At 53.3% G+C, this 20,613-nt stretch carries 20 protein-coding genes and 2 pseudogenes; 10 read left to right on the top strand and 12 right to left on the bottom strand.

Annotated features, from left to right (window positions below):
- Window positions 1-2: 2 nt before the first annotated feature.
- From uxaC to EQV24_RS01535, 5 genes are all read right to left on the bottom strand, one after another.
- A complete protein-coding gene (uxaC, locus tag EQV24_RS01555) occupies window positions 3-1,409 on the bottom strand; it encodes a glucuronate isomerase (protein ID WP_130626062.1) in 1,407 nt (468 codons plus the stop codon).
- Entirely contained in the window at window positions 1,406-2,791 is a 1,386-nt protein-coding gene (locus EQV24_RS01550) for an MFS transporter (RefSeq protein WP_038980483.1), read from the bottom strand. The genes uxaC and EQV24_RS01550 overlap by 4 nt, the downstream gene beginning before the upstream one ends.
- A 73-nt stretch (window positions 2,792-2,864) precedes the next feature.
- A complete protein-coding gene (locus EQV24_RS01545) occupies window positions 2,865-3,884 on the bottom strand; it encodes a Zn-dependent oxidoreductase (protein WP_130626061.1) in 1,020 nt (339 codons plus the stop codon).
- Between the two features lie 14 nt (window positions 3,885-3,898).
- Entirely contained in the window at window positions 3,899-5,113 is a 1,215-nt protein-coding gene (gene rspA / locus EQV24_RS01540) for a starvation-sensing protein RspA (RefSeq protein ID WP_013096791.1), read from the bottom strand.
- A gap of 111 nt (window positions 5,114-5,224) precedes the next feature.
- Window positions 5,225-5,551: a YnfA family protein gene (locus EQV24_RS01535; protein WP_029882821.1), complete on the bottom strand. Its 327-nt coding sequence runs from the start codon at window positions 5,549-5,551 to the stop codon at window positions 5,225-5,227.
- A 153-nt stretch (window positions 5,552-5,704) separates the two neighbouring features.
- Here EQV24_RS01535 and EQV24_RS01530 point away from each other — a divergent pair, with 153 nt between their 5' ends.
- Window positions 5,705-6,043, top strand: a complete 339-nt coding sequence (locus tag EQV24_RS01530) for a DUF1283 family protein (protein WP_013096793.1) — start codon at window positions 5,705-5,707, stop codon at window positions 6,041-6,043.
- Window positions 6,043-6,600 carry a spermidine N1-acetyltransferase gene (gene speG / locus EQV24_RS01525; RefSeq protein ID WP_013096794.1) on the top strand — a complete coding sequence of 186 codons (558 nt, stop codon included), beginning with the start codon at window positions 6,043-6,045 and terminating at the stop codon, window positions 6,598-6,600. The genes EQV24_RS01530 and speG overlap by 1 nt, the downstream gene beginning before the upstream one ends.
- Window positions 6,601-6,617: 17 nt before the next feature.
- On the opposite strand, the gene EQV24_RS01520 is transcribed toward speG, so the two are convergent.
- Window positions 6,618-7,328 (bottom strand): YnfC family lipoprotein, encoded by a 711-nt coding sequence (locus tag EQV24_RS01520; RefSeq protein ID WP_130626060.1) that lies wholly within the window; start codon window positions 7,326-7,328, stop codon window positions 6,618-6,620.
- Window positions 7,329-7,575: 247 nt separating this feature from the next.
- Between EQV24_RS01520 and EQV24_RS01515 the strand changes: the two genes are divergently transcribed.
- The 4 genes and pseudogenes from EQV24_RS01515 to EQV24_RS01500 form a co-directional block, all read left to right on the top strand.
- Window positions 7,576-8,058: an Hcp family type VI secretion system effector gene (locus EQV24_RS01515; RefSeq protein ID WP_038419302.1), complete on the top strand. Its 483-nt coding sequence runs from the start codon at window positions 7,576-7,578 to the stop codon at window positions 8,056-8,058.
- Complete coding sequence (locus tag EQV24_RS01510) at window positions 8,055-8,534, top strand: DUF2778 domain-containing protein (protein ID WP_071843268.1); 480 nt, start codon at window positions 8,055-8,057, stop codon at window positions 8,532-8,534. Before EQV24_RS01515 ends, EQV24_RS01510 begins: the two co-directional genes overlap by 4 nt.
- 410 nt (window positions 8,535-8,944) lie before the next feature.
- Window positions 8,945-9,238, top strand: a complete 294-nt coding sequence (locus tag EQV24_RS01505) for a DUF1161 domain-containing protein (RefSeq protein WP_013096796.1) — start codon at window positions 8,945-8,947, stop codon at window positions 9,236-9,238.
- A 146-nt stretch (window positions 9,239-9,384) separates the two neighbouring features.
- Window positions 9,385-10,809, top strand: a pseudogene (locus tag EQV24_RS01500) (molybdopterin-dependent oxidoreductase); the annotation flags it as partial.
- A 779-nt stretch (window positions 10,810-11,588) separates the two neighbouring features.
- On the opposite strand, the gene EQV24_RS01495 reads toward EQV24_RS01500, so the two are convergent.
- The 6 genes from EQV24_RS01495 to EQV24_RS01470 all read right to left on the bottom strand — a co-directional run bounded on the left by EQV24_RS01495 (window position 11,589) and on the right by EQV24_RS01470 (window position 17,132).
- Window positions 11,589-12,578 carry a hypothetical protein gene (locus EQV24_RS01495; RefSeq protein WP_130626058.1) on the bottom strand — a complete coding sequence of 330 codons (990 nt, stop codon included), beginning with the start codon at window positions 12,576-12,578 and terminating at the stop codon, window positions 11,589-11,591.
- A gap of 74 nt (window positions 12,579-12,652) precedes the next feature.
- On the bottom strand, window positions 12,653-13,144 hold the full coding sequence (locus EQV24_RS01490; protein WP_130626057.1) for a hypothetical protein: 492 nt from the start codon (window positions 13,142-13,144) through the stop codon (window positions 12,653-12,655).
- Between the two features lie 98 nt (window positions 13,145-13,242).
- Window positions 13,243-13,461, bottom strand: a complete 219-nt coding sequence (locus tag EQV24_RS23760; protein ID WP_130626056.1) for a hypothetical protein — start codon at window positions 13,459-13,461, stop codon at window positions 13,243-13,245.
- A 3-nt stretch (window positions 13,462-13,464) separates the two neighbouring features.
- Window positions 13,465-14,025: a hypothetical protein gene (locus EQV24_RS01480; protein WP_130626055.1), complete on the bottom strand. Its 561-nt coding sequence runs from the start codon at window positions 14,023-14,025 to the stop codon at window positions 13,465-13,467.
- A 789-nt stretch (window positions 14,026-14,814) separates the two neighbouring features.
- Window positions 14,815-15,324, bottom strand: coding sequence for a hypothetical protein (locus EQV24_RS01475; protein ID WP_130626054.1), 510 nt, complete (start codon window positions 15,322-15,324; stop codon window positions 14,815-14,817).
- A gap of 371 nt (window positions 15,325-15,695) precedes the next feature.
- Window positions 15,696-17,132: a site-specific integrase gene (locus tag EQV24_RS01470; protein WP_130626053.1), complete on the bottom strand. Its 1,437-nt coding sequence runs from the start codon at window positions 17,130-17,132 to the stop codon at window positions 15,696-15,698.
- Window positions 17,133-17,432: 300 nt separating this feature from the next.
- Between EQV24_RS01470 and EQV24_RS01465 the strand changes: the two are divergent.
- From EQV24_RS01465 to dmsD, 4 genes and pseudogenes are all read left to right on the top strand, one after another.
- A pseudogene (locus EQV24_RS01465) lies at window positions 17,433-18,467 on the top strand (molybdopterin dinucleotide binding domain-containing protein); the annotation flags it as partial.
- 10 nt (window positions 18,468-18,477) lie between these two features.
- The gene (locus tag EQV24_RS01460) at window positions 18,478-19,095 is read left to right on the top strand and encodes a DMSO/selenate family reductase complex B subunit (RefSeq protein WP_130626051.1); all 618 of its coding nucleotides are present in this window, start codon (window positions 18,478-18,480) and stop codon (window positions 19,093-19,095) included.
- Between the two features lies 1 nt (window position 19,096).
- A complete protein-coding gene (locus EQV24_RS01455; protein WP_013096799.1) occupies window positions 19,097-19,951 on the top strand; it encodes a dimethyl sulfoxide reductase anchor subunit family protein in 855 nt (284 codons plus the stop codon).
- Between the two features lie 42 nt (window positions 19,952-19,993).
- On the top strand, window positions 19,994-20,608 hold the full coding sequence (dmsD, locus tag EQV24_RS01450) for a Tat proofreading chaperone DmsD (RefSeq protein WP_013096800.1): 615 nt from the start codon (window positions 19,994-19,996) through the stop codon (window positions 20,606-20,608).
- The last annotated feature ends 5 nt before the right edge of the window (window positions 20,609-20,613 follow it).

Here is a 20,613-nt window from a genome sequence, read left to right as displayed (position 1 = left end):
ATTTAAAATTTGAAATAATTCTTAGCGTTGTCGTGGCAAATATTTTTAATCATCCGCGTGAGAATATCGTTATTATCCGGAACTTCTCCCCGCTCCACCCAACCGCCGATCATATTGCATAGAATGCGGCGAAAATAATCGTGACGGGTATAGGAGACCAGGCTGCGCGAGTCGGTCAGCATGCCGACAAAATTCATTAACAGCCCCTGATCTGCCAGGCTGTTGAGCTGGTTTTCCATCCCGCGACGGGTGTCGTTAAACCACCAGCCGGAGCCGAATTGCATCGGTGATTTCACTCCCAGTTCTGCACTCTGAAAATTGGCGATCGTCGTCGCGACAATATCGTTGTAGCTGGGGTTGAGGTTATACAGGATGGTTTTTGGCAGCGCGTCTGCAAGGGCCATGGCATCCAGCAGCTGATTAATATTCGCAGCAAGATTGACCTGATCCGTCAGTGAATCAAACCCGGTATTTATGCCCAGGGCACGGTACATGCGGGTATTATTATTGCGTATCGCACCGAAGTGTATCTGCATGGCCCAGTCATGCTGTCGGTAATAACGCGCCAGCATGATAAAAATAGCACTGTCAAGAATCGCGCTATCCCGCGCGTTGAGATGTTCACCCTGCCGTTTACGGACAAATATCGATTCCACGATACGGTCATCCGCAGCCTGATAATGGATCTCCACAGGGCCATGATCCGAAATACGGCACCCCATTTCGTGAAACCAGGCAATACGCTCGCCGAGCGCAGCAGCGAAATCGCTAAAGGCGTGAATGGACCGCCCCGTCAGCTCCGCTAATCGATCGGTAAAGTCGGCGAACTGATGCGCATCCGGCGTAAAAACGTCATCCGGGCGGAATGTCGGTAATACCTTGACGTTGAATGTTGCGTCATCGCGCAATAACTGATGGTAACGCAGGTCATCCAGCGGTGCATCTGTGGTACAGATGACCTCCACCTTTGAGCGTTTAATCAGTTCGCGGGGCGTAAAATCAGGCTGTTGTAATAAACGATTACAGCGCTCCATTATTTCACGCCAGTTATGGCTGCCCAGCGGTTCATCACAGGAAAAATAGTGATGCAGTTCTAAATGCGTCCAGTGATAGAGCGGATTGCCATAACTGGCGTCGACCGTTTCAGCCCACGCCGCAAATTTTTCTTCCGCGGTGGCGCTGCCCGTAATGTATTTTTCATCTATACCGTTGGCGCGCATAGCGCGCCATTTGTAGTGATCGCCTGCAAGCCAAAGCTCGGTAATATTCTCCAGCGGTTTATTTTCGAAAATATCTTTCGCAACCAGATGACAGTGATAGTCAATTATTGGCAATTCTTTCGCGACGTCGCGATATAACGCAACGCCCCTGGCGTTGCTAATCATAAAGTTATCATTAATGAAACTCATAGCAGCGCTCCATATTTGCGTGACTCACCAGCCTTATCGTTCAGCGCCTGTGGTTCAGCCGCGTCTTGTGCCGCACTCAAATCACGGTCGCGCACTTCAGGCATGAAAATGGCTGAAACCAGACCAATCACGGAATAGGCAATCAGCATCGCGACAATCGGCCACCAGGAGCCGGTCATGTTGCAGAAGATCCCCGCCAGCACCGGACCAAAGCCCACCGCCACCAGACCGCCCGCCTCTTTGGAGATGGCCATGCGGGTAAAGCGATTACGCGAGCCAAACATCTCCGCCATGGTGATGTTTTCCAGCGCGAACAGCCCCAGCACCGCGAAGTTATGAATGACAATAATCGAGAGCATAATGACGCCCGGCGCATAGCTTTTATCGACGATAATCGACAGCATCGGGTACGCCAGAATGATGGCGGAAACGTTGAGCAGGATATACGGCAGACGGCGACCGACTTTGTCCGACAGCCAGCCCAGCAGCGGGATAGAGATAAACCCGAGGATTGAACTTATCATCAGCGCATCGGTGGGGATCGCTTTATCAAACAGCAGCGTCTGTACCAGATACCCGGCAAGGAACGTCTGGATCAGACCGGAGTTACCCGCCTGACCAAAACGCAGCCCGGTGGCCAGCCAGAAGGATTTGCTTTTCACCATCGCCCCAAGGGAGGTATCCGGCTTCGCCACCGGTACGGCAGCTTCAGCGTCGTTCACTTTTTCGAAGACCGGGCTCTCTTTCAGGTTCATACGCAGCCAGATGGCAAAGATCATCACGACGACGCTGGCCAGGAACGGCACGCGCCACCCCCATGCCACCAGTTCTTCACGATCGAGAGCAAAGAACATCACCGCCCAGATCGCCGTGGCACTCAGGGTTCCGCAGTTGGTCCCCATCGCCACCAGCGAGGAGATGATCCCGCGTTTGCCCTTTGGCGCATACTCGGCCAGCATGGTTCCCGCACCGGAGATTTCTGCCCCGGCACCCAGCCCCTGAATAATGCGCAGCGTCACCAGCAGAACCGGCGCAAAAATGCCAATCTGGCCGTAGGTCGGCAACACGCCAATCAGGGTGGTACAGATCCCCATCATGGTGATGGTAATAAACAGCACCTTTTTACGACCAATCCGATCGCCCATTCTGCCGAAGATAAAGGCGCCGACAATGCGCGCAATATAGCCTGCGCCGTAGGTCCCCATCGCCAGGATCAGCGCCATGGCCGCGGACTGTTCCGGGAAAAAGATCTCATGGAAGACCAGCGCGGCCCCCAGCGAGTAGAGCTGAAAATCCATAAACTCCAGCGCGGTACCCAGCCAGCCGGATACGGCAGCTTTCACCAGATCTGAAGTCGTTCTTTGAGGTTGTGCTTGAGTCATAATGGCTATCTCTGCAAGGTAAGATGCGTACCACTCAGAGCCTGTCTGCGCAGGCTCTTAACCGCGTAAATTGTTATTGGTCGAAGGTGAGCAAGACTTTGCAGCACTGCCGCTGGTCTTTCTCAAACAGTTCGATGGCGTCTGTCACGTGGTGGTAGTCAAAGGTGTGGGTAATCAGTTTTTCAGGATCGATCAGCCCCTTTTCCAGCCAGTCGATCACGACCGGGAATTTGTTGGCATTCAGGCGCGAGGAGAATATCGACAGCTCTTTGCCGGTGATCCCCTGCTGAACAATCTGGCTCGGATCGCTGGAAAAGCCCATCAGCACGATGCGTGCCGCCGGGGAAGCCAGGGTTATCGCTTCCTGCAGAATCGACGGATGACAGGCGGCATCAATGATTAACGTCGGTTTGATGCCTTTTTCTTCCAGCGCCTTATGCAAATCAAGATTACCGTTGTTCAGGACCCAGTCCGCGCCGCTGCATTGCGCCATCGCCAGCCGTTCATCAATGCGGTCGACGACAATCACCTGCCTGACGTTGTAGACACCTTTCAGCGCCTGCACGGTAACCAGCCCCATCGGGCCCGCGCCATACACCAGGGCGATATCCTGTTCCGTCGGTTTTGCCTGCCCGGTGACGTTGGCGGCAATGGTAAAGGGCTCGACCATCACGGCGTGTTTATCGGGAATGGCGTCCGGGATGGGCCACGCATTTTTCGCCGGTACCACGGCGTATTCCGCAAAACCGCCGTCGCGATGCACGCCGAGCACGACAAGGGAGGTACACACGTTCGGTTTACCCACCGAGCACGGATAGCAGTGCCCGCAGCTGATCACCGGATCAACGGAAACCCGCTGCCCCAGGCGTCCGGGGTCAACGCCCTCGCCCGTGGCGTCAATCACACCAAAGAATTCGTGGCCGATAACGCGCGGATATTTCGCGAAGGGGTTATGTCCGCGATAGATATGGCTGTCGGAGCCGCAGATCCCGGCAAGTTTAATGCTGACGCGCACTTCCCCTGCCCCCGGTTGCGGGAGTGGACGCTCTTCAATCACCAGTTGGTTGGGCTGTTGGATCACTACGCTTTTCATCGTTCGCTCCTCGTTTACCAGTTCCACAGCGTGCCGTCTTCCAGACGAGCCACAGGCAGGTAGGCCGGATCGTACGGGTATTTCGCGGCCAGCTTTTCGTCGAACTCAATACCCAGACCCGGCTTGTCGCCCGGGTGCATATAGCCGTTGTCGAAGCGCCAGTTGTGCGGGAAGACTTCAAGCATCTGTTCGGAATAGCCCATATATTCCTGCACGCCGAAGTTCGGCACCCACAGGTCGAAGTGCAGCGCGGCAGCATGGCAAATCGGCGACAGATCGGACGGGCCGTGTGACCCGGTCCGCACCTGGTAGAGCGAGGCAAAGTCTGCAATACGACGCATGCCGGTGATCCCGCCAGCATGGGTAATGGTGGCGCGAATGTAGTCGATAAGCTGCTCTTCAATCAGCTGTTTGCAATCCCAGATGCTGTTAAAGACTTCACCCACGGCAATCGGCGTGACGGTGTGCTGGCGGATCAGGCGGAAGCACGCCTGGTTTTCAGCAGGCGTAGGATCTTCCATCCAGAACATGCGGAATTCTTCGATGCTCTTACCGAAACGCGCCGCTTCAATTGGCGTCAGGCGGTGGTGCATGTCATGCAGCAGATGTTCGTTGAAGCCAAATTTACTGCGCACCGCGTCGAACAGCTTCGGCGTGAAGTCGAGGTATTTCTCGGTGGACCACAGCTGCTCTTCCGGCCAGTCCCCTTTGGTGGCAGGCTCATACGCCAGCCCTTTCCCCTTGGACATGCCGTAGGTGGTTTTCATTCCCGGCACGCCGCACTGGACGCGGATCGCCTTAAAGCCCATCTCTTTGTGACGGGCGTAATCTTCCAGCACGTCGTCAATGGTATGCCCGGTGGTGTGGCAGTAGACCATTACCCCTTCACGGGAAGCGCCCCCCAGTAGCTGGTAAAGCGGCATATTGGCGGCTTTGGCTTTGATATCCCACAGCGCCATATCCACGGCAGAGATTGCCGACATGGTGACCGGGCCGCGACGCCAGTACGCGCCTTTATAGAAAAACTGCCAGATATCTTCGATGCGGTGCGCATCGCGGCCAATCAGCTGCGGGCAGAGGTGGTCTTTCAGGTAAGAGGCGACGGAGAGTTCGCGTCCGTTTAGTGTGGCATCGCCAAGACCGACGATGCCTTCATCGGTCGTAATTTTAAGGGTGACAAAGTTACGCCCCGGGCAGGTGACAAATACTTCAGCCCCGACAATCTTCATAATTCCTTTCCTTACATCGCATGTTGTGATGCAGGAAATTTACGCAACTGAGCTACTACCATACAAGTATAATGATCAAAATATCCGCGAGCGATCACAAAATCAGGGCGCTCAGGCGCGCCCCCAGCCCGCCACGATGATCAGCATGCCGCACAGGGCAATCAGGGCCCCGGCCCAATCGTAGGCGCTGAGTTTTACCCCATCGACCACGCGTAACCATAGCAGCGCGGTGCAGACATAAACCCCGCCGTAGGCGGCATAGACGCGACCACTGGCCGCCGGATGGAGCGTTAACAGCCAGACAAACAGCGCCAGCGCGATGCCCGCCGGGATCAGCAGTAACACGGTTGCCCCTTTCTTCAGCCAGAGCCAGGGAAGGAAGCAGCCGATAATTTCACAGAGCGCGGTGGCAAAAAATAACAGCGTTGTTTTGATCATATTTCATTTCAGGTGAGGATTTATTTAACCATCATACCTGATGATACGGTTTACTTTTCCATACCCGCGCCGCGGGTATGCCGTCATTTCTGTTTGGTGTAGAATCTGAACAGGGTAACGTGATTATCTGCACCGATTCAAAAAGGAAACGCTATGAGTACATTAAGCAAACGCCTTTGTCTGACCGCCGCACTGGCGCTGTCAACGCTCGCCTTCGCTGCAACGGCTACCGCCGAAACCAGCAAACTCATTATTGAGTCTGGCGATAGCGCGCAGAGCCGCCAGAATGCCGCAATGGACAAAGAACAATGGAATGACACCCGCAGCCTTCGTCAGAAGGTGAACAAGCGTGCTGAGAAAGAGTGGGACAAAGAAGATGTCGCCTTTGACGCACGTGATAAGTGTCAGCAAAGCGCGAACGTTAATGCCTACTGGGAGCCAAACACCCTGCGCTGCCTGGATCGTCGCACGGGTCGTACGGTAGCACCGTAATGCCGGGTCTTGAGGTTAAACTGCGTCCGCTGGAGCGCGAAGATTTGCGCTTCGTCCACCAGCTCGACAACAACGCCAGCGTGATGCGCTACTGGTTTGAAGAGCCGTACGAGGCGTTTGTCGAGCTGTCCGATCTGTACGATAAACACATTCACGATCAAAGCGAACGCCGCTTTGTGGTAGAGTGTGAAGGCGAAAAAGCCGGGCTGGTTGAGCTGGTGGAGATCAACCACGTGCATCGCCGGGCGGAATTCCAGATCATTATCTCCCCGGAGCATCAGGGTAAAGGCCTGGCCTCACGGGCGGCGAAGCTGGCGATGGACTACGGATTCAACGTTCTGAATCTGTATAAGCTCTATCTCATCGTCGATAAAGAGAACGAAAAAGCGATCCATATCTACCGTAAGCTGGGCTTTATGGTGGAAGGCGAGCTAATCCACGAGTTCTTTATCAACGGGGAATACCGTAACACCATTCGCATGTGCATTTTCCAGCACCAGCATCTGGCCGGACACAAACCGTCTGGTGCCAGCCTGCTGAAACCTACCGCGCAGTAACCTGCGCGGCTTTACTCTCAGTAGTATTCAATGGTGTTTTTTATGCTGTACTTGCGCTCAACCGCGGGTTTCACGCTGTCGTCGGTGATGGTCAGGTCGCAGCTCACCGGGTTATTGTGCCGGTCGTAATCGCAGCTCTGCTTCACATTCCCCAGCGGTTTGTCATTCAGTAAACTCACGGCCGAGTAATCCATTCTTTTGCGCAGATCCTTCGAGGGTATCGACTGTACGGATAAGTGCTGATCCCCGGAAACGGTGGTTTTACCCAGCGGGTAGCCGTCCGCGTCATAGCGATATTTCACTTCCATATCTTTACCGTGCGCCGCGACCACAAATCCATTGTCATCGGTATCCCACGTCACACCGGCTGACGGCAGCTCGGCCAGCTGGCATTTGCCCTGCAGTTTCACTTTTCGCTGCTGGGTTTCTGCATCGATGTAGTAGTTGGCATCCAGCACCAGCGCGACGCCGGTATTCGCTTCAAGATCGTGCAGCTCAAGCGTATCAAAGCACCCTTCTGTCGACATCGTCCCGGTCACCCGTTTGGAGACCTCGCCCTTGTCGTTAAACAGCGTCTGGGTAAAGTCTTTGACCGGGCCGCGCAGCGGGTCAAAATCAAACTCATTCGAAAAACTCGCCATCTCAGGCGTGAACGACAGCGGCGCGGAATTGTTGTCGCACCCCACCAGTGTCGCGGCCAGTAGCGTTATCGCTGCGTATTTCTTCACATCATTTACCGATTCAGGGAGATTATTCCCAATCATATTAGCAAATACAGAGAGTTAACGAATAGTGATTCGTTTTTCTTCGTTTCACACCAGACGGTGATGTGACTTATAGCAAATTCCAATAGCACGTCAGAAATGTATAACCTCCTGAAATATATGTAATTTCAATAACATTTTTCGCCTACTACAACTGTAATTCAGGATATTAACTGACCCTTCTTTTTAACAACGAGAATGGGGTTTCAAAATGGCAATTCCTGCATACCTTTGGCTAAAGGACGATGGCGGAGCAGATATTAAGGGCGCTGTTGATGTACAGGATCGTGAAGGAAGTATCGAAATTTTAGGCTTCGGACATGGCCTGCATCTACCCACCGACAGCTTAACGGGAAAGATAACAGGCACGCGCGTGCATAGCGCTCTGGTTTTTGAGAAGGAATTCGACAGCTCAAGCCCTTACCTCTATAAAGCCGTAGCAAAGGGGCAGACGTTTAAAAGTGCGGAGTTCAAATGGTACAAGATTAACGACGCTGGCCAGGAAGTCGAATACTTCAACATGTTACTGGAAAACGTCAAAGTTGTCGCAATATGCCCTCTTATGCATGACATAAAAAACCCGGCTACTGAAAAGCATAATCATCTCGAAAGTATCTCATTGCGTTATGAAAAAATAACATGGAGACACTGTGACGGTAACATTATTTTCTCAGATGAGTGGAAAGACAGATGATTCGATGCACTTTTCATTTAAATGGAGGACAATTGTCAACATTAAGTTGTCCAGGTCTGGGATTTTTTCCTGCATATTCCGGAAATGCTGGTCCGAACAGAAATAATCCCGACGCAGTTGCGATTCCGAAAGTCGGTCCATTACCACCGGGGTTGTATTACATCGTTACCCGGCCGCGAGGGGGATTAAAAGCACGCTGGAAAGACACCATCAAAGAGCTTGAAAGTGGTTCCAACCGTGACTTTTGGTTTGCTCTTTATCGTGCCGATGAACATATTGATGACATTACATTTATTGATAACGTAGAGCGTGGTTCTTTCCGCTTGCACCCCGCTGGGCAGTCTGGGATCAGTAACGGATGCATTACATTGCCAAACCATGCGCACTACACAATCTTAATGCATGCTTTGTTAGCTTCGGGAGCGATGATGATCACATCTGAATTAAAAGCCCTTGGTACAATACAGGTATATTAATGAGCGCAAAAAAAAGAGCATTCACCTGGATAGTCGAAACCATGATGTTGTTTGTCATATATTCCGCGTTGTGCTATTTCCTTCCAGACATTGAACTTTACCATTTCTACACAAGTCATTTTGGTTTTGTTACTGAACTGACGTGGAATGAAAACTATACGCTAATACTGTTTATTCTCTCGTTTTTCTTTAACGCCCTGTTGATATATCTGTGGGCTTTAAAAAAGGAAATATAATTATTGGGCGGTGATAATGCCGCCTTTTTTTGTCGCACGAATATTATTTTCTTCCATCGGCATGAAGCCATAAATTTAAACAAATTATAAGAAAATTCAGAATGTGCAGCCAAAAACAAATACTTACATAAACTCTGCTAACATTAATCTACACACAGAGAAAAGGAGCTACAGATGAAACGGTTACCCTGGATTACCGCCCTGCTGTTAATGAGTGCCTCTACCGCCGCGCTGGCGGCACCGGATTCCTGCGAACGTGTAAAAAGCGACATTCAGCAGAAAATCATCAACAACGGCGTGCCGGAATCTGGCTTTACGCTGAACATCGTACCCAACGATCAGGCCGATCGTCCGGATGCGCAGGTTGTTGGGCATTGTGCCAATGATACCTTCAAAATTTTGTACACTCGCACAGGCAGCGGCGCTGCTGCTGGCGCGCAGGAGAGTCCGCAAGGCGAACCGCAGTGATTTTTAACCACTTTCCTTGCACCAATCCCCCTTGAATTGATGAGGATTAATATTTAATACCTCCAAATAAGTAACACTCACCCCATCATTAGCCCGGTTGTAATCACGGGCGAAAATAATAGTCAATTAAAATGATGGGGTGAGTCATGTCCGATGTCGAACATCACGGTGGAATCAGCCGCCGAACACTCGTTAAGTCCACCGCGATAGGTTCTCTGGCGCTTGCCGCCGGTGGTATTTCGTTGCCGTTTGGATTGAAAAGCGCTGCTGCTGCAGTGCAAAACGCCGTACAGCCTGCTGAAGATAAAGTGGTCTGGGGAGCCTGCTCGGTCAACTGCGGCAGCCGCTGCGCGCTGCGCCTGCATGTCCGTGACGACGAAGTTTACTGGGTGGAAACGGATAATACCGGGGAGGATATCTACGGCAATCATCAGGTGCGCGCCTGTCTTCGCGGACGCTCCATCCGCCGTCGCATTAATCACCCTGACCGCCTTAACTACCCGATGAAGCGCGTGGGCAAACGCGGTGAAGGTAAATTTGAGCGCATCTCCTGGGATGAAGCGCTGGATACCCTGACCCGCAGCCTGAAAAATGTAGTGGAAAAATACGGCAACGAAGCGGTGTACATTAGCTACTCCTCCGGCATTGTCGGCGGCAATATCACCCGCTCTTCCCCTTACGCCTCGCTGGTGGCGCGCCTGATGAACTGTTACGGCGGCTTCCTGAGCCACTATGGCACCTACAGTACCGCGCAAATTTCCTGCGCGATGCCGTACACCTACGGCAGCAATGATGGCAACAGCACCTCCGACATTGAAAACACTAAACTGGTGGTGATGTTCGGCAATAATCCGGCGGAAACGCGTATGAGCGGCGGCGGGATCACCTACTACCTCGAACAGGCGCGTGAACGCTCAAATGCGCGGATGATCGTCATCGACCCGCGTTATACCGACACCGCTGCCGGACGTGAAGATGAATGGATCCCGATTCGCCCGGGTACCGATGCCGCGCTGGTAGCCGGACTTGCATGGGTATTAATCAACGAAAATCTGGTTGACCAGCCGTTCCTCGATAAATACTGCGTTGGCTATGACGAAAAAACGCTGCCGGAAGGCGCGCCTGCTAATGGGCACTACAAAGCGTATATTCTCGGCCAGGGCGACGATAATACGCCAAAAACCCCGGAGTGGGCTTCGCGCATCACCGGTATTCCGGCGGATCGCATCGTCAAGCTGGCGCGCGAGATTGGCTCGGCAAAACCCGCCTATATCTGCCAGGGCTGGGGACCGCAGCGCCAGGCCAACGGTGAACTGACGTCGCGCGCCATCGCCATGCTGCCGATCTTAACCGGCAACGTGGGTATCAACGGCGGTAACAGCGGCGCGCGCGAATCGACCTATACCATCACCATCGAACGGATGCCGCTGCCGGAAAACCCGGTAAAAACGCAGATCTCCTGCTTTAGCTGGACAGATGCCATCGCCCGCGGCCCGGAAATGACCGCCCTGCGCGACGGCGTGCGCGGCAAGGATAAGCTGGATGTGCCGATCAAGTTCATCTGGAACTACAAGGACTTGAAGCGGTTACTCGTAGAGTCACGAGCGACCCTTAGTAGGCCCGAGGTCCTGCATTGAGTCAAGGACTTTGTGTCAGGCTTTGTGTCATCTTTGTGGCAGGGACTGGACGTCTGGACGTCTAGTGGTGGCCTCTTTGTCAGGACCCCCGGTGGCCTTGGTAATGACTCAGGGTCAGGCTACGGGGTAAATCGTCAGGCTCATTGTATTAGATAGGGTCTCACATTTTTCAGTCAAAACTCATCGACCCTAAGTCCCTACCCCTAAGTCCCTACCAACAATCTAATCTAATCTAAGAGCCTAGGAGTCCACCTACGGCCTTAGACAGAGTGTCGAATACCTCAGCATTGAGACGACCAGTCAGGACCATGTAGAGGCCTACAGAGAGGAATACGAGTTTATAGACCAGAGTCAGGAGAGACTTCAGGTCTGCGGAAGTCATAGGCATAAAGCCCTCCTTATCTGTTATGTTATATTATCACAGTAATAACAGGTCCAGACCATTGGTCCAGACCATAGTTAGTTAGTTAATCAAAGTGACAAGCCACCACCTGAAGTCCTGCTGATATTCAGACCTGCCTTACCTCTGCTCATGGTCTTACCTCCCTCGGTCTCCTGACCTTGGGTATCGACAACGGGTTGGTCCTCAGGCAGGGCAGCAGGAGGAGGCACCACAGGAGGCGGGACCGAAGCCCCGACCTGTATACCACCACTGGCTGTTAGACTCTTAGCGATGGACCTGAATCCCTTGCTGATGCTCTTACCCATTGGTCTTACGCTTCGGTCTTAGTAAAGCTCAGGCGTTTGACTACAGGCAGGACAGCAGCGGCGCTACCAGTACCCATCTTGATTGTCGTAGCAGCCTCAGCGACCACGAATACCTTACCGAGAATCTCAAGGTCATGGGACTGAGAGTCGCCATCACGAGACAGGACCACAGTAATATTCTCACCATCATGACGGAAGCAACCGAAGCTCAGAGCCGTGAAGCGCTTAGCCATCATGAAGACGCCACGGTCTTCACCGTTGTAATAGGCGATGTCTGTCCCCAGCATATCGACGATAGCGTCCTCACCACCAAAGCCCTGCTTAGCAGCCAGACGGGAGAGAGCCTTGAGGTGTGACTCATGGGCGATGATACCGTAATCAGTAACCTCAGAACCGAAAGAAGACTCGGTGTTCTCATACAGCGCGTCCATGATAGTGTCTGCCTTAGCGGTCAGGCTACCAGTCAGGACCGGAAGCTCTACTGTCTTCAGCAGCTTAGAGGACTCCAGAACGTCAACCATCTTAGAGTTAATGGTACGGACCACATTCTCGCAAATGTTAAGAGCGTCCTGCTGGAGCGTCCCCTGAGTGAAACCAGTAGAGGACTTAGCGTCCCACAGTTTAGTCTGCTCAGAGATGAGAATAGCCTGTTCAATCGGTTCGACCACAATCTCCTGACCGGACGGAACGGTAACGACTTCAGGTCGCTTACCACCACGGACAGGGACCAGCACAGAGCGGTCAGCCAGAGTGTGAGCAATGATTGGAGTTGGTAAGCTGTTACGGGTCGGCAGGACCTCTACAGGGAACGGGATGTTCTCCTGAGCGGACTTCAGCACACCGTTCAGCATGGTCTTGACCAGCTTAGCCAGCTCAAGGGCATAGACCTGTGGGTCAGCGTTGGTTGGCAGACCTTCATTGACCTGAATGTTGTCGGTGTCGGTGATACGAACAGGCTCAATGCCGAACTGATAGCTGTCTTTAGTCATAGTCATAATAATCAATCTCCTTAATGAAATCTTGGGGTCCCCAACTTGATGTCAGGGACTGTGTGTGTGTGTCTTAGTTCTTACAAGCTGTCCATCCAGTTTCCGCTGGACTCAATGTCAGCGACCATAGCAGCACGGGAGCGACCAGCGGAATGAGTAGCACTGCGGAGGTTCTCACCATAGGTCCGGCGTTCAGCTTTGACTTGTTCGCGGCGCTGTAGCTCTTTCTGCCACTCTGCATCAGTCATGTTCTCTTCACGCATACGCTCAGCCTGAAGTCGCTGCTCTTTGGCGATACGCTCAGCCTCAGCACGCTTATTCATCTGTCGGCGCTGGTAGGCGGTCATCAGGTCATTACTGAAGAAGTTACCAATGGTCACACCAGCTTCAGCCAGAGCTTCCAGTAACTCCATTGCCTCGCGGCTGGTAGACGGCAGGCCGGACAGGTAGCCCGGAATGAGGGTCTTGATAGCGAGTGACAACGGATAGGACTGACCGTCTAAGGACACCGTGTTTTCATAGGGATTGATGTCTGTGACTGACAGTTTCCAGTCATTGTTGTTGAATAGCATAGGTTGGTACTCCTCTTGAGAAGGTGAGAATTATCGGTCTCGCAGACACAGCTATGCCTACGGTCTCCCCGCATCGGTCATTCTCAAAAGGTTTAAAATTAGGGTTGGGTATTGGCGTCCAGTTTCGCAAAGGCTCGACGTAACTGATTGTTCAGGTCACGGTCCACCAGCATGGCTATCAGCTCGTCACGACTGTAGAAGGGACGCTCTGAGTCATTGACTCCAAGTCTCAGCAGAGACAGGAGGTGACGTGTAGGAAGACCACGGTAACGGAGGGTCGCTCTGCCAATAGGTGTGCGCGGGTCAATCATAGCCATGACTTAGAGTCCCTCCACTCGTGCGGCCCAGACGCTGCCAGCAGGGAGTAGACTCAAGGCCTTGTCCTTGGTCAGGTGACCAGTTTTGACAGCCTTATACAGGCGCTCAGGCTTGCGTCCGTCCGCTTTACTGAACAGGGTAGACATCTGGTGATGGGCGTAGTCTCGGTCAGCGTTTGAGTGTCTCTCCAGTAGCTCAGCTTCGGCGTGATAGCCCAACTCAACCATCTTGTTAACGACAACGGTCTGGACTTCAGGCATTGCCAGAACAGCTTCAAAGGCAGCGTAGACCATGCGGCTAAATTCAAAAGACACCCAGCCAGCGTATTGAAGGGTCGCAAACTTGGAGCCGTAGACCTTTGACTGGTTGCCCTTCCCTTGAACCGAAATTTCGGCGCAAGAGCGGAGAGACTTGGCCTCCTTGTTGTCCCATTTAGATGGAAGTTTCTTAGGAGCCAGCTTCAGGGTCTTCCAGATTTCGGTCAGGTTCCACATCCCGTCCTCATTCGCTTTGAATGGTTGACCGTCGATGTAGATGATGTGGTTAGCGTTAAGGTTTGGCATATCGTTGTACTCCTTTTGTTTGCACCCTGAAGTCGCACCCTGAGAGCCTACTCAAGCCCCCAACGATAGGGAGACTCACAGGCAGCAGGATGCAAACAGAATGACTTGAGGTAATTGTGATTTGATGGTCTGCGATGACCATGGTTTGTTAATAAAGGAAAGTTTCCTCTTTGAGTCTACCAATCCAGAGACGACCACGCCTGTAGGTGTAATTAGAACGGTCGGAAAAGTTTTCCGTTCGTCGTCCAGATATGACTGCTCAGTCCACAGCCAACGCCCTCAGTTTTAAGGACGTTAAGTTCTTCGACCATATTACGAAACTTTCGTAGGTCGACACGATGTTGAACCCATAGTCAGACTGAAGTTTGGACATCGTGTCTGACTGAAGTCTAATATTAATTTTCATATGAAAATAATAATAAACTATGGGTCTTCCCTAACAGGCTGGTCTGGAGTGACCGGGTGTCTCTACATGTACGTATGAAGGTGAGACCGCATGTCAGGCGAGCTGTAAGGACTACCAGATGGTGAGCGGTGATAGACTTAAGCCAATGAGCAGTGAGTAGGCGAGCTACTAACAGATGACTGAAGAACGCTAACGAGCTGGAGGTCATACAGGAGGTCTGACAGAGGCGGTCACGGACCTTAATTAATTCAGGAGAGGACTTAATGTTGGTTGACCAGCGGTCCGCATGTTCTGACGCATCAGACCTAGAGGCGGAGGCTGCTCTTCCTATAGTGAGGGTTAATTCATATCCCTATACCTGCTGCGGCTAAGAACCTTAAGTCTCAAGCACTTACAGCCAGCATCTCGTCCTTGTTAGTGTCCCACATCTCAAAGTCTTCTCGACCCTGAAGGACCTTAGCCAGACTCACAGAGGTAGCCTGAAGGACCGAGTTAACGTGTCGAATGAAGCGAGGAGACGGAGAGCGACCCGTGATTGCCGTGTAGGAGATGTCAGTATTGCGGGAGAAGATATCATTGGTGCCATATAAGGCAGCGAACAGGTAGGCCTTGGAGACCGGAAGTCCCCCGCTGTTAGAGAGACCTGAAGGACGTGACAGTCCTGTAAACACATCGTCTGCCCATGGGTATGCCTCAGCAAGCTGTGAATAGGATAGACATCCTGTTTCAATCAGCCACAGCCTCACAGCCCGATTGTCGATGACCACGGGTGGCTTACCTGTACGGGCCTTAGGTTCATCATAGGTTGGCTCTGGTAGCTGCCCATGGTCGAGGTCTCCACCGAAGAAGGCCGCATTGTCGGACTCTGAGTAGCATTGAATTGTAATAGCCATGGATGGGCCTCCTTGGTGAATAAGGTGGATGATTGGATAGAGGGAGGAAGGACTCGTAGCTTCCTAAAGTGAGGGTTAATTCATATCCCTATAAGCGGACGTGGTTAGACTGGATGGATGACCAGTGTTTATGGACTGGAGTTTAGGACGCAGTTTAAATAAAGACACCAAGCTGGAGGGACTGGAGTTTAGGACGCAGTTTAAATAAAGACACCAGACAGACTTAGAGTCGGACAGCCAAAGGCGAACCAGTGGCCTATAGTCAGGAGGGATTATGATTATTATCACCCTCCATAACTCCAGTCCTGACTTCAGTAACCCAAGGTTCAACCATCTGGAACAATCATGGTCTCCACCTTGGGTCTCCCTACTTAAAGAAGCCCAACCTCGTTAGCTGCTCGCAAGCTCACAGCCAGTGCATCTGCCAGTCTCTGAACAGCGTGTCCTTTCCCGTACAGGTCATAGGTGATTGACTGACTGCTGTGACCTAAGATGCCCTGAGCGTCCACCAGATTGACTCCACGCTCTTTCATTCGAGTGGCCAGCCAATGTCTCAGACTATGCAAGGAGACGTCCTGAGCGTCTGGCAGAGCCTCTGTGATGACCCTTGAGTTAAACCAGCTTGAGTATGCGCTTGGAGTCATACCAAAGAGAGGACCTTCGTCTGGCTGGTCGTCCACCCATGAGAGGAAGGACTCAAGGTGGAAACCGTAGACACCATCTGTCAGAGGTACCAGTCGGACTGAATGCTTGTTCTTCACAGACTTCCCTTCGCCGTTCTCGTTGATGTCGATACAGACCAGACCATTGTCGAGAGTGATGATGTCGTCCTTGGTAAGGTGGCAGACCTCAGCAGACCGAGCGCCAGTAATCACAGACACCATAGATGCCCACCTGCGAGCCTCAGAGGACGTCTGGGCAGTGTGTCGTGTGAACTGATACTCAGACTCTACTCTTCCGAGAAGTCTCCCCATCTCCTCGTCTGTGAACGCTCTGCGCTTGGAGTCAACATCCTTGGTCAACTTCATTCGTTCGATAGGGTTGCGGCCCTCAAGATGTCCATTCATCAGACCATAATCAAGACACATCTTAGCCTTGGTCAGCAACTTGTTAATCGTCGATGGTCTCACCTCAGCCGCCAGCATGGAGTCTCTGACAGCCAGCCACTCAGAGCGGGACATCAGGTCCATACCTTCAGAGCTAGATTCTCTAGCGGTCAGGAACCGGGAGACGGTATTCAGTGAGGACGACAGGTCCTTGTAGCTGGATGTCTTCAGGGTCTGGACCTTCTCAGCCAGCAGTGAGGACACAAGCTCAGAAAAACTACAGATAGCAGGTTGACCACCAGCGATGTAGACCTCACTCGTGACTCTGGAACGAGTAACAGGTTGGCGCTCTCTCGTCAATACTTCTGGTCTATCCCCCTGCTCATTCCTCAGAATTCGCGTAGAGTCGCCTATAGTTGAGTAATCAGTGTGGTTATTATCACCTCCATCATCAATCAGCTTAATCAGACCAGAGGTATCACCAGTGTCTACCCTCTGCTGTGCTGCGGTCAGGACTTCAAGCGCTAACCTTATGCCCTTCTGCTGGTCCAGACTCAAGGCTTGCGTAGCGGCTAACTCCTTCAGGTTGGACTTCTCGTCGACCAGAGTAGCGACCTCCAGACCATTCCAGTAATCGTCACTAGCGTCTGTCAGGAACTGCTCAGCCATAGACCGTAGATGCGCTGTAAGCTCCTGTAGCGAGACTTCAGGCTTGTCTAACATGAATGCCTTAGCTGTGGCTGCGAGCTCTCTCTGACGCATTGTGGCTACTCTCCTGTCTGTGCTGCGGGTTGAGACTGAAAGAAACGGTGTGGTCTGCCCCTTGAGTCTGAAGCGGATAGTATATCGACCATTGGCTCTACGGACTAACTGTGGTACTGCTAGGTCCTTGATTTGTGTCAGCCTTATGTCAGCCTCAGGTGTTGACTGGTGGTTATACAGATAGGGAGACCCAGAGAAAGAACTGGATGGATATACAGTGTTATCATGATTAATGTCATTCATATCAGGACCTTAAGTAGCAGTGAGTCAACTACTTCAAGTCCATCCATCCGTCTGACAGTGGAGTCCATCTGGAACTATGCCGGTAATACCATCATCAACCAGCACTCCGACATCAACAAAACCCACGATATTCTGCAGGACGAAAGCAAGTGCGAAACCATCGTAGTGATCGACAACTTTATGACCTCTTCGGCGAAATACGCCGACATCCTGCTGCCGGACCTCATGACCGTCGAGCAGGAAGACATCATCCCGAACGATTATGCGGGCAATATGGGCTATCTGATTTTCCTGCAGCCCGTCACCGCGCCGAAGTTTGAGCGTAAGCCCATCTACTGGATCATGAGCGAAGTGGCGAAACGCCTCGGGCCGGATATCCATCAGAAATTCACCGAAGGCCGGACACAGTCGCAGTGGCTGCAGTATTTGTACGCCAAAATGCTGGCGAAAGATCCGCAGCTTCCGTCCTATGACGAACTGAAAAAAATGGGCATTTATAAGCGCAAAGATCCCAACGGACACTTCGTGGCGTATAAAAAATTCCGCGATGATCCGGATGCCCATCCGCTCAAAACCCCGTCAGGCAAGATTGAAATCTACTCCAGCAAGCTGGCAGAGATTGCCGCCACCTGGGAGCTGGAAAAAGATGAAACCATCAGCCCACTGCCGGTGTACGCCTCAACGTTTGACGGCTGGGATGCCCCGGAACGTAAAACATACCCGCTGCAGCTGTTTGGCTTCCACTTCAAGGCGCGCACCCACTCCAGCTACGGCAACGTGGACGTGCTGAAAGCTGCCTGTCGTCAGGAGGTGTGGCTCAATCCGGTTGATGCGGCACAACGCGGTATTCAAAACGGCGATATGGTGCGCGTGTTTAACGACCGCGGTGAAGTGCGCATTGCCGCAAAAGTCACCCCGCGCATCATGCCCGGCGTCAGCGCGATGGGCCAGGGGGCCTGGCACGACGCCAACATGAACGGCGATCGGATCGACCACGGCTCATGCATCAACACGTTGACCACCCATCGCCCGTCACCGCTGGCGAAAGGCAACCCGCAGCACACCAATCTGGTGCAGATCGAGAAGGCGTAAGGAGTAACCGATGACAACCCAGTATGGATTTTTTATTGACTCCAGCCGTTGCACCGGGTGCAAAACCTGCGAGCTGGCCTGCAAGGATTACAAAGACCTGACCCCGGACGTCAGCTTCCGCCGGATCTACGAATACGCGGGCGGCGACTGGCAGGAGGATAACGGCGTCTGGCATCAGAATGTCTTTGCCTATTACCTGTCGATTGCCTGTAACCACTGTGAAGACCCTGCCTGCACCAAAGTGTGCCCGAGCGGGGCGATGCACAAGCGTGACGACGGGTTTGTGGTGGTGAATGAGGATGTCTGCATCGGCTGCCGCTACTGCCATATGGCCTGTCCGTACGGTGCGCCGCAGTACAACGCCGCCAAAGGCCACATGACCAAGTGCGACGGCTGCCATGACCGCGTCGCAGAGGGCAAAAAGCCGATTTGCGTGGAGTCCTGTCCGCTGCGCGCGCTGGACTTCGGCCCGATTGACGAGCTGCGTAAAAAACACAGCCAGCTTGCGGCCGTCGCGCCGCTGCCGTCCGCGCACTTCACGAAGCCAAGCATTGTGATTAAACCTAACGCCAACAGCCGCCCGACGGGAGATACCTCCGGCTATCTGGCAAACCCGAAGGAGGTGTGAGATGGGAAGTGGATGGCATGAATGGCCGCTGGTGATCTTCACCGTTTTTGGGCAGTGCGTGGCCGGGGCGTTGCTCGTCAGCGGTCTGGCATGGATGAGGGAGAGTGACGAGGCGGTCAAAGCCCGCATCGTGCGCAGCATGTTCTTTTTATGGCTGGTCATGGGCGTTGGCTTTATCGCATCGGTGATGCACCTGGGCTCCCCGCTCAGGGCGTTTAACTCCCTGAACCGTGTTGGCGCGTCGGCGCTCAGCAACGAGATCGCGGCAGGCTCGGTCTTCTTTGCCGTCGGTGGCTTCTGGTGGCTGGTGTCGGTTATCGGTAAAATGCCGCCCGCATTGGGTAAAGTATGGATGGTGGTGAGCCAGATCCTGGGGATTGTGTTTGTCTGGGCCATGACCCGCGTGTATCAGATCGATACGGTTCCGACCTGGTACACCGGCTACACCACGCTGGCCTTTTTCCTGACGATGGCGCTGGGCGGCCCGCTGTTTGCCGCCCTGCTGCTTCGCGCTGCTGGCACCGCCTTCAGAGGCACGTGTGCCGCATCGGTGAGCGTACTGGCGCTGCTGCTGAGCGTGGCGGTGATTGTGCTGCAGAGTAACGAACTGGCGACGCTACACAGCTCCGTACAACAGGCCAGCGCCCTGCTGCCGGACTATGGCGCATGGCAAGTTGGCCGTATCATACTGGTCGCCGCCGGATTAGGCTGCTGGCTGTGCCCGCTCATCCGGCGCCAGGAGCCGAAAACCCTTGCGCTCTTTGCAGGCCTGGCGCTGGTTGTCGTGGGTGAACTGATCGGCCGCGGTCTGTTCTATGGTCTGCACATGACGGTAGGTATGGCAATTGCCGGTTAACACAGGCGCGCGGGTTCGCCCGCGCGAGCAAGGAAGGTTGTAATGATAGATGTCTCACAGCGTGAAGCGTTCGCGTTCAGCGCCCGGGTACTGGGCGCACTGTTTTATTATTCACCCGACAGCGAGCACGTTGCGCCGCTGGTCAACGCCCTGACCGCTGGCGACTGGGTTACGGACTGGCCGCTGCCGCAGGCGGCGCTGCAGCCCATCGCCGACACCTTTACGGTATCTGCCGATGAGCCCGTCACTGACGCCTGGCAACGGCTGTTTATTGGCCCCTATGCGCTGCCCGCACCGCCGTGGGGTTCCGTATGGCTGGATCGTGAATCCGTGCTGTTTGGGGATTCAACCCTCGCCCTGCGTCAGTGGATGCGGGAAAACCAGATTGCCTTTGAGATGCAGCAGAACGAACCGGAAGATCATTTTGGTACGTTGCTGCTGCTGGCCGCGTGGCTCACTGAGAACGGACGCGAGACGGAACGCGACCAGCTTCTGGCGTGGCACCTGCTGCCGTGGAGCACCCGTTTTCTCTCCGTGTTTGTTGAAAACGCCGGGCACCCGTTCTATAGCGCACTGGGAAAACTCGCGCAGCTGACGCTTGCGGACTGGCAATCTACCTTACTGATCCCGGTCGCAGAAAAACCGCTCTACCGTTAACCGCG

This window comes from Enterobacter sp. A8, assembly GCF_004296595.1.
GTDB classification, from domain to species: domain Bacteria; phylum Pseudomonadota; class Gammaproteobacteria; order Enterobacterales; family Enterobacteriaceae; genus Enterobacter; species Enterobacter cloacae.
Note: the sequence above shows the minus strand (reverse complement) of the source record. Positions and strands in the feature narration are given on the sequence as shown.